Origin of the sequence: Pseudoblastomonas marina (assembly GCF_014641655.1) — a bacterium.
GTDB lineage: Bacteria > Pseudomonadota > Alphaproteobacteria > Sphingomonadales > Sphingomonadaceae > Alteriqipengyuania_A > Alteriqipengyuania_A marina.
On sequence record NZ_BMID01000001.1, the window covers coordinates 1936023 to 1948132 of the forward strand.

General features: G+C 67.2%; 16 protein-coding genes. 7 read left to right on the forward strand and 9 right to left on the reverse strand.

What is annotated here, in order from left to right; translation table 11 throughout:
• Complete coding sequence (locus IEW49_RS09500; protein WP_188642447.1) at nt 1-234, forward strand: hypothetical protein; 234 nt, start codon at nt 1-3, stop codon at nt 232-234.
• Between the two features lie 7 nt (nt 235-241).
• Here the strand turns inward: IEW49_RS09500 and IEW49_RS09505 are convergent, their stop codons facing one another.
• The 7 genes from IEW49_RS09505 to rpsU form a co-directional block, all read right to left on the reverse strand.
• On the reverse strand, nt 242-709 hold the full coding sequence (locus tag IEW49_RS09505; RefSeq protein ID WP_188642448.1) for a tRNA (cytidine(34)-2'-O)-methyltransferase: 468 nt from the start codon (nt 707-709) through the stop codon (nt 242-244).
• Nucleotides 710-716: 7 nt separating this feature from the next.
• Nucleotides 717-2216: an Asp-tRNA(Asn)/Glu-tRNA(Gln) amidotransferase subunit GatB gene (gene gatB / locus IEW49_RS09510; protein ID WP_188642449.1), complete on the reverse strand. Its 1500-nt coding sequence runs from the start codon at nt 2214-2216 to the stop codon at nt 717-719.
• Nucleotides 2213-3700: an Asp-tRNA(Asn)/Glu-tRNA(Gln) amidotransferase subunit GatA gene (gatA, locus tag IEW49_RS09515; protein ID WP_188642450.1), complete on the reverse strand. Its 1488-nt coding sequence runs from the start codon at nt 3698-3700 to the stop codon at nt 2213-2215. The genes gatB and gatA overlap by 4 nt, the downstream gene beginning before the upstream one ends.
• A complete protein-coding gene (gatC, locus tag IEW49_RS09520; RefSeq protein WP_188642451.1) occupies nt 3697-3999 on the reverse strand; it encodes an Asp-tRNA(Asn)/Glu-tRNA(Gln) amidotransferase subunit GatC in 303 nt (100 codons plus the stop codon). The genes gatA and gatC overlap by 4 nt, the downstream gene beginning before the upstream one ends.
• A gap of 59 nt (nt 4000-4058) precedes the next feature.
• Complete coding sequence (locus tag IEW49_RS09525; RefSeq protein WP_188642452.1) at nt 4059-5768, reverse strand: DUF4153 domain-containing protein; 1710 nt, start codon at nt 5766-5768, stop codon at nt 4059-4061.
• A 3-nt stretch (nt 5769-5771) separates the two neighbouring features.
• A complete protein-coding gene (locus IEW49_RS09530) occupies nt 5772-6350 on the reverse strand; it encodes an FKBP-type peptidyl-prolyl cis-trans isomerase (RefSeq protein ID WP_188642453.1) in 579 nt (192 codons plus the stop codon).
• Between the two features lie 106 nt (nt 6351-6456).
• Nucleotides 6457-6660 (reverse strand): 30S ribosomal protein S21, encoded by a 204-nt coding sequence (gene rpsU / locus IEW49_RS09535; RefSeq protein WP_188642454.1) that lies wholly within the window; start codon nt 6658-6660, stop codon nt 6457-6459.
• A gap of 210 nt (nt 6661-6870) precedes the next feature.
• Between rpsU and crcB the strand changes: the two genes are divergently transcribed.
• The 6 genes from crcB to IEW49_RS09565 are packed head-to-tail and all read left to right on the forward strand — an operon-like array spanning nt 6871 to nt 10562.
• Complete coding sequence (gene crcB, locus IEW49_RS09540) at nt 6871-7251, forward strand: fluoride efflux transporter CrcB (RefSeq protein WP_188642455.1); 381 nt, start codon at nt 6871-6873, stop codon at nt 7249-7251.
• Nucleotides 7248-8396, forward strand: a complete 1149-nt coding sequence (locus IEW49_RS09545; protein WP_188642456.1) for an RluA family pseudouridine synthase — start codon at nt 7248-7250, stop codon at nt 8394-8396. Before crcB ends, IEW49_RS09545 begins: the two co-directional genes overlap by 4 nt.
• A complete protein-coding gene (locus tag IEW49_RS09550; RefSeq protein ID WP_188642457.1) occupies nt 8396-9001 on the forward strand; it encodes an FMN-binding negative transcriptional regulator in 606 nt (201 codons plus the stop codon). Before IEW49_RS09545 ends, IEW49_RS09550 begins: the two co-directional genes overlap by 1 nt.
• 10 nt (nt 9002-9011) lie before the next feature.
• On the forward strand, nt 9012-9668 hold the full coding sequence (locus tag IEW49_RS09555; protein WP_188642458.1) for an HAD-IA family hydrolase: 657 nt from the start codon (nt 9012-9014) through the stop codon (nt 9666-9668).
• Nucleotides 9661-9870 (forward strand): hypothetical protein, encoded by a 210-nt coding sequence (locus IEW49_RS09560; RefSeq protein WP_188642459.1) that lies wholly within the window; start codon nt 9661-9663, stop codon nt 9868-9870. Before IEW49_RS09555 ends, IEW49_RS09560 begins: the two co-directional genes overlap by 8 nt.
• A complete protein-coding gene (locus tag IEW49_RS09565; protein WP_188642460.1) occupies nt 9867-10562 on the forward strand; it encodes an ATP12 family protein in 696 nt (231 codons plus the stop codon). Before IEW49_RS09560 ends, IEW49_RS09565 begins: the two co-directional genes overlap by 4 nt.
• Before the next feature lie 3 nt (nt 10563-10565).
• On the opposite strand, the gene IEW49_RS09570 is transcribed toward IEW49_RS09565, so the two are convergent.
• On the reverse strand, nt 10566-11153 hold the full coding sequence (locus tag IEW49_RS09570) for an ABC-type transport auxiliary lipoprotein family protein (protein ID WP_188642461.1): 588 nt from the start codon (nt 11151-11153) through the stop codon (nt 10566-10568).
• Between the two features lie 16 nt (nt 11154-11169).
• Entirely contained in the window at nt 11170-12108 is a 939-nt protein-coding gene (locus IEW49_RS09575) for an MlaD family protein (RefSeq protein ID WP_188642462.1), read from the reverse strand.
• Between the last annotated feature and the right edge of the window lie 2 nt (nt 12109-12110).

Sequence of the window (12110 nt, forward strand, 5' to 3'; positions counted from 1 at the left end):
ATGGACGAGAGCTTCGTCACGATCGCCACGATCTTCCTGACGCTGGTAGGAGCCGGCTGCCTCTACTCGGTCTACGCCGACCTCAAGCACGATCGCGGCCAGATGGCGCACGAACTGCACGACTATTCGCGCAAGGAGCTGCCGCTCAATTTCTGGCTCGGCGTGGCGTCGAAGGGCGCGGGCGCGGTGGTCGCGGTGGCGCTGATCATCTGGCTCGGGACGACGTCCGCCTAAGGCGCGACTACAATTTGCCGCGCAGCGCCTGGTACGCCGCCGCCGCGACCGTGTTCGCGAGGTTGAGCGAACGGATCTGCGACGAGCGCATCGGCAGCTTCACCAGTCGCTCGGCATGGGCCTCGACGATGTGGGCGGGGATGCCCGTGGTCTCCTTGCCGAAGACGAGATAGGCGTCGTCCGGATAGTCGGGATCGTAGAAGCTCGTCTCGGCGAATTCCTCGAACAGGAACAGCTGGTCGGTGCGTGGGCTGCGTTCGGCGAGGAAGGCATGCCAGCTGGCGAATTCGACCAGCCGGATATGCTGCCAGTAGTCGAGCCCGGAACGCTTCACGCGCTTGTCCGAGATATCGAAACCGAGCGGGTGGATCAGCACCAGCTCCATGTCGAGCGCCACGCAGGTGCGCCCGACCGCCCCGGTATTGCCGGGTATCTCGGGCTCGACGAGGACGATGCTGGGTTTCGGCTCGGTCACGGTCGGATCAGCCGAGCTTGTCCTTCAGGATTTGGTTGACCACCGCCGGATTGGCCTTGCCCTGCATCGCCTTCATCGTCTGGCCGACGAAGAAGCCGAACAGCTTGTCCTTGCCGCCCTTGTACTGCTCGACCTTGTCCTCGTTATTGGCGAGGATCTCGTCGATCGCGGCTTCGATCGCGCCGGTGTCGGAGACCTGCTTGAGGCCCTCCGCCTCGGCGATCTCTTCCGGCTCGCGGCCGGTCTTGAGCACGATCTCGAAGATTTCCTTCGCCTGCCCGCCCGAGATCTCGCCCTTGGCCTGCATGTCGAGGATGCTCGCCTGCGCTTCGGCGGTGGCATGGGCCGGGTTGGCCTCCTCGCCGAGCGACTTGATGATCCCCGGAGCGACCGAGAGCGCCCAGTTGGCGACCTGCGTCGCGACGTCCTTCTCGGGCTTGCCGATCCCGCTGGCGGTGGCCGCCAGCAGGTTCTCGAACCGGGCGAAGGTCTCGACCTCGGCGGTCAGTTCGCGGGCATTGTATTCGGTGAGGCCGAGCTCGTCGATGTAGCGCGCGCGCTTGGCATCGGGGAGTTCGGGCAGCGAAGCACGGCATTCCTCGAGGAAGTCGTCCTCGAGCTCGAGCGGCAGCAGGTCGGGATCGGGGAAGTAGCGGTAATCGTGCGCGTCTTCCTTCGAACGCATGATGCGCGTGGTGCCGGTTCCCGGATCGAACAGGCGCGTTTCCTGATCGACAGTGCCGCCGTCCTCGAGCACGTCGACCTGGCGGCGCGCCTCGTATTCGACGACCTGCTGGACGAAGCGCACCGAGTTGACGTTCTTCGTCTCGGTCCGCGTGCCCAATTCGCTGTCGCCGACCTTGCGCACCGAGACGTTGACGTCGGCGCGCATCGAGCCTTCTTCCATATTGCCGTCGCACGAGCCGACATAGCGCAGGATCGAGCGCAGCTTGCGGACATAGGCCCCGGCCTCGGCGGGCGAGGTCATGTCGGGGCGCGAGACGATTTCCATCAGCGCCACGCCGCTGCGATTGAGATCGACATAGGACATGGTCGGATGCTGGTCGTGCATCAGCTTGCCCGCGTCTTGTTCGACATGGATGCGCTCGATCCCGATGACCTTGTCTTCGGGTATCCCCGCCTTCTCGTCGGCGTCGATCACCAGCTGCCCCTCGCCCACGATCGGGTGGTAGAGCTGCGAAATCTGGTAGCCCTGCGGCAGGTCCGCATAGAAATAGTTCTTGCGGTCGAAGCGCGAATATTTGTTGATCTGCGCCTTGATCGCCATGCCGGTGCGCACCGCCTGGCGGATGCATTCGCGATTGGGCACGGGCAGCATGCCCGGCATCGCCGCATCGACGAGGGAGACGTTGCAATTGGGCTCAGCCCCGAAGGCGGTGGAGGCGCCCGAAAACAGCTTGGCGTTCGACGTGACCTGCGCGTGGACTTCGAGGCCGATCACGACCTCCCATTCGCCCGTGGCGCCCTGGATCGTATACTTGCTCATGACCACCACTTCTCCGGCTGGGCGGTAAACCCGGCGCGTTTCTCGATCGCGAGGCCTGCGTTGAGCACGCCCTGCTCGTCGAACGGCTTGCCGACCAGCTGGAGGCCCAGCGGCAGACCGTCACCGTTGAGGCCGCACGGCACGCTCATCGCAGGCAGGCCCGCAAGGCTGGCGGGGACAGCGAAGACGTCGTTCAAATACATCGTCAGCGGATCGTCATCGAGGCTGCCCAATGCGAAGCTCGCGGTCGGGCAGGTCGGGGCGAGGATCACGTCGCACTTGTCCCACGCCTGCTCGAAATCGCGCGCCACCAGCGTGCGGACCTTCTGCGCCTGCGTGTAATAGGCGTCGTAGAAGCCCGCGCTGAGCACGTAGGTGCCGATCATCACGCGGCGCTTGACCTCGTCGCCGAAGCCTTCGGCCCGGGTCGCGGCATACATGTCCTGCAGCCCGGCACCCTCTGGCAGCTCCCGCAACCCGTAGCGCACGCCATCATAGCGCGCGAGGTTGGACGAGGCTTCTGCGGGCGCGATGATGTAATAGGCGGGCAGCGCATACTTGGTGTGCGGGAGCGAGATGTCGACGATCTCGGCGCCGGCATCCTTGAGCCACGCCTTGCCCTGCTCCCAGCTTTCGAGGATTTGCGGGTCGGTGCCCTCCATCCGGTATTCGCGCGGAATGCCGACGCGCTTGCCCTTGAGATCGTCGGACAGCGCGGCTTCCCAATCGGGCACGGCCAAGTCGAGGCTGGTCGCATCCTTCGGATCGAACCCCGCCATCGCACCCAGCATGATCGCGCAATCGGTGACGTCGCGCGCCATCGGCCCGGCCTGGTCGAGGCTCGAGGCGAAGGCGATCGTGCCCCAGCGCGAGCAGCGGCCATAGGTCGGCTTGATGCCCGAAATGCCGGTGAAGGCGGCGGGCTGGCGGATCGAGCCGCCGGTGTCGGTGCCGGTCGCCGCCGGGCACAGCCGCGCCGCGATTGCCGCCGACGAACCGCCCGAGGAGCCACCCGGCGCAAGCGCGGCGTTGCCGCCGTCGCTCTTGCGCCACGGCGAAATCACGTTTCCGAACGCGCTGGTCTCGTTCGACGAGCCCATCGCGAACTGGTCCATGTTGAGCTTGCCCAGCATGGTCGCGCCCGCATCCCACAGGTTCTGCGAGACCGTGCTCTCATAGGTCGGGGTGAAGCCGCCGAGGATCATGCTCGCCGCGGTGGTTTCGACGCCTTGAGTGCAGAACAGGTCCTTCATGCCGATCGGCACGCCGCCCATCTTGCCGAGGTCTTCGCCCTTCGCACGCCTGGCGTCGACAGCATCGGCTGCTTCGAGCGCGCGTTCGGGCGTCTTCACGAGGAAGGCGTTCAATGGATCGGCAGCGGCGACCGCGGCGTTGAACGCCTCGGTCACTTCGCGCGCGGTGAAGGTGCCGTCGGCGACGCCGTCGCGGATGGCCTTGATGCCGAGTTGCGTGAGGTCGGTCATTCGATCACCTTGGGCACGCCGAAGAAGCCGTGTTCGGCCACGGGCGCATTCGCGAGCACGTCCTCGCGCCGGTCGCCGCCGGTCTTGGGGTCGGCGTTCACGACGTCGTCGCGCATGCGCAGCGTGTTGGGGATCACCGCCGTCATCGGCTCCACACCGGTCACGTCGACCTCGCCGAGCTGTTCGACCCAGTCGAGGATATTGTTGAGTTCGGGCACCATCTTCTCGCATTCGGCATCGCTCATCGCGATGCGCGCCAGCGAGGCGATTTTCGCCACCTGTTTCGTGTCTACGGACATGCCAGCGCACTAGCCGCGCGGGGGCCGCGCTTCAAGCGGGGACATGCCCGTCTCCGGGCCTATTCGAAGGGGTCGCCGACCGGTTTGCCGTCGATATAAAGCTGGCGGCCGGAATAGGGACGGATTTCGATCGCATCGTCCGCAACATCGGCGCCGGGCGCCGGTGGCACCAGGCCGCGCTCGAGCCGCCCGGCGCGGTTGCTCATCTCTCGCGCGATCCCTTCGGCATCGAACACGAGGTGGTCGATCCGGCGGCCGTCGGTCAGGATCACATGCGTGCCCTCGCCCCGGGGGCCGACGACTACGGCGCGGCAGGCGCGGCGGCACATGATCCCGCTATCGCCGACAAAGTCGCGGATCGCCGAGCGAAGCGCTTCGTCGCCACCGACGATCTGCAGGTTCGCGACCCGCTCCTCGCCGATGTCGCGCCGATCCGATCCGTCGCGATAGGGCTCGTAGGGTCGCGATTGCCGCGCGAGCGCCTGCTTGGCGGCGCGCGAAACCTGCGCATCGACCGAGGCGGCGAGACCCTGTAGCGCTTCGCGCCCGGGCGCACCGAAATCCCATTTGAGCGCGTCGAAGTCGAACGCATCGACCGGCACCGCACCGGTTTCGAGCCGCGCGAGCTGGTTCGATGCGCTGATCGCGCCGAAATTGAATAGCGGTAGCGCCAGCAGCAGCGCATAGGCGGCGGTGCCCACGGCGAGCTTGAGGTTCGAGGCGCGCAGGCGGTCCGGCCAAGCGGCCTTCCAGCCGCGCACCGTATCGATGAAATAGGCCACGCCATAGGCGACCGCGACGACGATCGCGGCGAGTCCCCACAAGCGTTCGGGGCTGAGCCCGTGTTGGCCGATCCGCAGCCCCATCGAGATCGCGGCGAACACCGTCAGCGGGAGGATGCCGAGCGCAAGCACGCGCGCCGCGATGCGCATGGCGGGATTGGCGCTCATGCCGCGCGGATCGTCGCGGATCACGGCGTTGGCGAGCACGAAGCTACCGGCGGCGATCGCGAGCAGCAGCGGCGTGGCACTGTCGGTCGCGTCCCACAGCACGCCCGGCCCGGAGACCAAGACCGCGGCGAGGAACACCACCACCGCGAGCGCCACCGGCACCGCGAGAAGGCTGAACACGGTCAGCACCAGCGATTGGAGCGTGCCGATGATCTTCAGCTGGTTGCGCAACACCCCGAGCGCCGCGCCGAAGGCCGCACCCGAGAAAGTCCAGCCGAACCACGAATCGTCGATCAGTTCGTCGAGCGGGATGCCGACGAGGTCGAGCAGCTGGCTGACGAGGAACAGCACGATCCACGACAGGCCGGTGAAGGCCAGCGCGCCGCCCGCGCTGATCGCGTCGGTCCACACGTGATAGTGCGTATCGGCGTAGGAGGTACGCCAACGGCGGCGATGGAAGCCGGCCTGGAACAGCGGGAGCGAGAGCCCGGCGGCGAAGATACCGGCCCAGATCCCGTATTCCTCGGCCGCGAGGTCGTCCGCCCGGCCCACTGCGCGCCACACCAGCCCGCCGATCACGAGGCCGACGATAGCGGCGTAGATCGCCGGTTCGCTCCAGCGATCGCGATCGAGCGTGAAGGCGAAAGCAAGCGCGCCGAAGCCCGCCAGCGCGGCCAGCGCCATGCGGAGGCCGCTGTCCTCGGCATGGTCGGTCAGCAGGTGGACGACCAGCCCGGCGAGGCCGAGCAGGCCGGCCAGCACCCACGGGCGCAGCGCCCATTCGGAATGCAGGTGCGCGCGCGTGCTCGGTTTCGCCATGGCCTATTCGGTCGGGGCGGGTGCCGGCGCCTGGGCTTCGCCCTCGCCCTGCTGGGCCTGCTGCGCGATCATGAATTGCTGCGCAGCCTGGAAGCGCTGTTCGACATCGGCGCGTTCGAGGATGTCGACCACTTCGAGGTCGAACACGAGGTCGCTATCGGCCGGGATCGGCGATCCGGGGGGCGGCGCGGAACCATAAGCTTTCTCGGCGGGGATATAGAGCGTGTACTTGCCGCCCTTCTTCACCTGCTGGAGGCCTTCGAAGAAGCCGGGGATGGTCGCGCCTTCCTCGACCGCGAAGGGCGTGCCGCCGGGCAGGATCGATTCGGGAATCGGGAAATCCTGCGATTCGTCGAAGGTCGTTCCGTCGGGCAGGCGACCGGTATAGCGCGCGAACACGACCTGGCCGATCTCGGCGGTCGGACCCATGCCTTCCTCGATGACCTCGAGCTTCAATCCCTTGGGCTGCGCCGCCCAGGCGAGGCCCGCGGCGGCGAGCACGGCGATCGCGATGCCGATCCAGAGCTTGAGCAGCGACCCCTTGGCGATGGGCTGCAACGGCACGCGGGTGACTTCGGTCATGACAAGAGCGTCCTGATAAATACGGCGAAAAACAAACGGGGCGCGAAAGGTCTGCCCCTTCGCGCCCCGATTGGCGTATCAATGGTGCGAGTGCAAGCGCGGTGTCTTACGAACCGTCGCGTTCCAGCCGCTTGCGTTCGAGCTTGCGCGCGCGGCGCACGGCGGCAGCCTTTTCACGGGCGCGCTTTTCGCTCGGCTTTTCATAGTGACGGCGCAGCTTCATTTCGCGATACACCCCCTCGCGCTGCAGCTTCTTCTTGAGCGCGCGCAGGGCCTGGTCGACATTGTTATCGCGAACCATGATTTGCATAAATTCAAACACCTCACTGAAAGGCGAGAGCCCACTCGAAAATGTGGGGTGCGCCCTATATCTAAGCCATGAAAATCGGGCCGAATCCGTACACGGAACGGCTAAGCGGTGGCGCAAATAGGCATTCGCAGGCGAAAATGCAACCCCAAACCCCTCCAAAACGTCCGCGCGGGGGTGACGCGGCGGCAGGCTAGTATATAGGGCAGCGCCATGGCTTCCCCCTCTCCCTTCACCGCAACCGCGCTCGTCGCGCTGGGAGGCGGCACCGGTGCCGCGGCGCGTTACTGGCTTGGCCGCGCGATCGGCGCGGGCCATCCGTTCCCCTGGGGCACGCTCGTCGCAAATATCGCCGGCAGCATGGCGCTGGGCATCCTCGTCGGCTGGCTGGCACGGCACGGAGAAGGCGGGCAGCACCTGCGGCTGCTGCTCGCGGTCGGGCTGCTGGGCGGCTTCACCACATTCAGCGCCTTCAGCCTCGAAAGCGCCCTGATGATCGAACGCGGCCAAGCGGGGCTCGCCGCGCTCTATATTGGCGGATCGGTGGCGGCGGGCGTCCTCGCGCTGTTCGCCGGATTGAGGATCGCGGCATGAGCATCGAGCGCGACAAGCAGGACGAAGTCCGCACCTACACGGTCGCGGCCGACGATGACGGCATCCGGCTCGACCGCTGGTTCAAGCGGCACCTGCCGCAAATAGGCTTCGCCACCGTCTCGCGCTGGGCGCGCACCGGGCAGGTGCGGGTCGATGGCGGGCGCGCCAAGCCCGACGATCGCATCGCCACCGGCCAGGAAATCCGCGTCCCCCCGGGCGGGCGCGATCCCAAGCGCAAGGGCCCGCGCCGGGTCGAACTGACCGAGCAGGAGGTCGCCGACGCCGAAGCGATGGTGATCCACCGCGACCGCGCGGCGATCGTGCTCAACAAGCCGCCCGGTCTCGCGACGCAGGGTGGCACCGGCATGACCAAGCATGTCGACCGGCTGCTCGACGCGTTTCGCGACAGCGAGGACGACCCGCGCCCGCGCCTCGTCCACCGGCTCGACAAGGATACCAGCGGCGTGTTGCTGACCGCCGCCACGCCGGGCAGCGCGGCGTTCTTTTCCAAGCGCTTCTCCGGGCGCAGCGCGACCAAGGTGTACTGGGCGCTGGTGGTCGGCATTCCCGAGGAGAAGGAAGGCCTGATCGACGCGCCCTTGGCCAAGCAGCCGGGCAGTCACGGCGAGCGCATGCACCATGATCCCGAGGGCCAGCCGGCCAAGACGCGCTATCGCGTGATCGAGCGCGCGGGCAACAAGGCCGCATGGGTCGAGCTGCACCCGCTCACCGGCCGTACCCACCAGCTTCGCGCGCATATGGAAGCGATCGGCCACCCGATCGTGGGCGACGGAAAATATGGCGGGCAGGACGCGATGCTGACCGGCCAGATCAGCCGCAAGATGCACTTGCATGCGCGGCGCCTGATCATCGGCGCGCCGGGCGGCAAGACGATCGACGTGGTCGCCCCGCTGCCCGAACATTTCGCGCAGACGATGGAAGCTATGGGTTTCGACCTGTCGCTGGGCGAGGAGATCATGGACTGGTCGCCGCCGCCGCCCACCAAAGAGGCGAAGAAGGCCAAGGCCAAGGCGCATGCCAAGCAGTATCGCAAGGCCCGCCGCGGCGAACGCCGCTCGCGTGTGACCTCGAAACCGGCGAAGAAGAAGGGCAAGCCCGGCAATCCGAAAGGCAAGCGGAGATAGTGCATCCCAACCCTGCCTACCGCCACGCAGATCGTGCGCTGCGCGAGGACATCGTCGAGCAGGTCGGCTTCGGCACGGTCTTCGCGAGTACCCCGGACGGGCCGCGCGTGGCGCATGTCCCGATCGTCTCCACCCGCGACGGCGCGATCCAGTTCCACATGGCCAAGGCCAACGGGCTCGCGCGCCATCTCGATGGAGCAACCGCGCTGGCGGTGGTCAACGGACCCGACACCTATGTCTCGGCGCGCTGGTACGACGAGCCGAACAGCCACGTTCCCACCTGGGACTACCTGGCTGTCGAAATGGAGGGCCCGGTGCGGCAGATGGCCGAGGAAGGCCTGCGCGCGCATCTCGAAGACCTGACGGGCCGCCACGAAGCCCGCATCGCAGACGGCGAACCCTGGCGGATGGCCGAGGCCGATCCCGCCCATATCGACAAGCTGGTGCGCGGTATCACCGGCTTCGAGATGGAAGTGAAGGCGTGGCGCGAGACGATCAAGCTGCACCAGGGCAAGCCCGAAAGAGTGCGCGCGCGGATCGCCGACCGGCTCGACGAACAGGGCGCGGGCGCGATCGCGCACCTGATGCGGACGCTGGCATCGTGAGGGCTGCGCGATGAGCGATGTGGTCCGTCTCGCTGTATTCGATTGCGACGGCACGCTGGTCGACGGGCAGGCCGCGGTGGTCGAGGCGATGGCCGCCGCCTGCAGCGCCCTTGGCGAGCCGCTGCCCGACCCCAACCATACCCGCCGCTCGGTCGGGCTGAGCCTGCCATCGGCGATGCTCTCGCTGTTCCCCGACGCCGGGGCCACACGCCGCGATGCTCTGGTCGAAGCCTACAAGGACGCGTTTCGCGCGGCGCGCGAACGCAACGCCGTGGTCGAGCCGCTCTATGACGGGATCGCCGAATTGCTGACCGGGCTTCATGCGGGCGGGTGGCAGCTCGCGGTCGCGACCGGCAAGTCGATGCGCGGCCTGAAGCACACGCTCGAAACGCACGGTCTTTCCGATCTGTTCAGCTCGCTCCAGACCGCCGACCGCAACCCGTCCAAGCCCGATCCCGCTATGCTGCGCAACGCGATGGACGATTGCCTCGCGCAGAGCTGCGTGATGATCGGCGACACCAGCTACGACATGGCGATGGCACGCCAGATCGGCGCGCGCGCGATCGGGGTCGATTGGGGCTATCATGCACCCGACGAGCTGATCGATGCCGGGGCCGAACGCGTGGTCGCCGATACGAACGAACTGAAGGAGCTGCTCGATGGATGAGCGACAGGCGCGCAATCGCCACATGCTGATCAGTCTCACCCGCCTGTCCGGGGCGGTGCTCATCATCTTCGGGATGATCGCATTGTCGGGCCGGATCGACCTCGACCGGACTTACGCCTGGGTGATGGTGATCGTCGGGATGGCCGATTTCTTCTTCGTCCCGCTGGTCCTCTATCGCCGCTGGCGCACGCCGAAGTCGTGAAAAGGTTCTACGAGACAGCCGAGGCGCAGGCGGTCGAAGGCGGCTGGCAGGTCATGCTCGACGGCCGCGCGGTCAAGACGCAGGGCGGCCGCGCGCAGGTGGTGCATTCGCAGCGACTGGGCGAGGCGATGGCCGCCGAATGGGCAGCACAGGGAAACAAGATCGATCCGAAGGGCTTCGTCCTGCGCGACCTGGTCGACCACGCAATCGACAATGTCGCCCCCGATCCCGGCGCTACCGTCGACCGGCTGCTGCGCTACGCCGAGACCGATACGCTGTGTTATCGCGCCGATCCCGAGGATGCGCTGTTCAAGCGACAGCAGGAGGTATGGGAGCCGCTCGTCGCCGCATTGGAAGCGCGCGAGGGGATCCGGCTAGAACGCGTCAGCGGGGTGGTCGCACGCCCACCCTCGGACGACACGATCGAGGCGCTACGGCGCCGCCTCGCCGCCCTTCCCCCGCTCGAACTCGCGGCGGTCGACATGATGACTTCGCTCGCGGCATCGCTGTGCGTCGCCCTCGCCGCAATCGACGACGATGCCGATCCCGACAGGCTGTGGGATGCGGCCGAGCTCGAGGAGAGCTGGCAGGCCGACCTCTGGGGCAAGGACGAGGAAGCCGAAGAGCGCCGCGCCGAGCGCCGCGCGAACTTCAGGCAGGCGTTCGACTTCGCGCGGCTCGCGCGGCGCTAGCGCCTAGCCCGAAATCCAGTCCGCGATCTGGCCGGCGACGTCGTTGGCCGCCCGGTTGAGAGCGGGTCCGACGGCATTCGCCTCGGGCGCAATGCCAGGGATCCGCGATTCGAACCGACGCGCGACCGTCTGTTGCCCTTCGCGGTGGAGCAGCGCGTCGAACCGCACGATCACCGATCCGTCGCGCGCGTCGTAACCCATTTCGAGCAGGCGGCCCGAGAGCAGCGTCCCGCCGGATGCATCGGTATCGTCGCCTTCGAACACGACCCGCCCACTGCGCGCCCGCACCGTCTCGGCGATCAGCGCCTGCATCAACCGCGTCGGCCGTTCGACCCACATCGCGTCTTGCAGGTAGGCGACATTCGACGCGTCTACCTGCACCGGGACCCGCGTCACCGCGAGCCGCTGGCTGGTCGAGGGCTCCTCGACGATCAGCGCGTTCTCGACGCTCCCGGTGATCTCGGTCTGCGATTCGGGAGTCGCCGGCGTGAGGTTGAACAGCGTGGGTGGCGGGTCCTCGCCGAAACTGATGCAGCCCGACAGCGCGAGCAGCGCGGCCAGCGGAGCGAGGCGGATGAGAGGGATACGCATGGTTCGGCTCGGCTCCTTAAGGCTCGTAATCGGGCAGCGGCGGGCTCGACAGGAGTCCGCTCGCGCCCTGCTGTTCGATCCGCTCGGTCAGTTGCCGCAGCGCGCGCGTGGTCGCCTGCAGGTCCTTGATCGCGGCCTCGGCGGCGGGAAGCGTCGATTCGTTGACGCGCTTGGCGGCCGGCTGGATGCTCTCGAGGGTCGCGTCGAGCGTGTCGGCGGTCTCGCGTGCCTTGGCCAGCGTCCGGCGCAATTCCTGCGCGACCGACGCGCCTTCCTGGTTGAGGATGCGGTCGGTCGACCCGGCGACCTGTTCGAACTGGGCCAGCGTCGCGCCCGCCTGCGCGAGGGTGCGGTTCAGTTCTTCCATCGTCGCGGTGATCATCGGCGACTGGTCGGCGAGGCTGTCGGACAGGCGCTCGGTGTTGCGCAGGATCCCGGCGAGCGTGTTCTGGTTCTCCGGATTGAGCAGTTCGGTCAGCCGCTCGGTGAGGGTCGACAATTTCTCGAGCACTTCGGGCGCATTCGACAGGATCGCGCCGAGACCGCCCTGGCGCGGCGGGATCACGGGCTTGCCCTCGGGACCGAGCTTGGTGATCGGCGGGGTGTTGGCCTGCGCGCCTGTCAGCTGGATGGTTGAGATCCCGGTGAAACTGCCCTGGACGAAGGCTTCGGTGCCCTGGCGGATCGGGATGTCGTCATTGACCTCGATCCGCACGCGCACCTTGCTCGGGTCCTCGGGCCACAGCTCGATCTGCTTGACCTCGCCCGCGGGCACGCCCGAGAACGAGACCGGCGATCCGTTAGCCAGCCCGTCGACGCTCTGCGGGAAGAAGATGTCGTATTGCCGTTTCGAGCCGTCGTTGATCTGCGCGAGCCAGACGATGAACAGGCCCAGCGCCGCCAGCAATGCCAGCGTGACCGCTCCGACCCATATGTAGTTTGCACGCGTTTCCATTG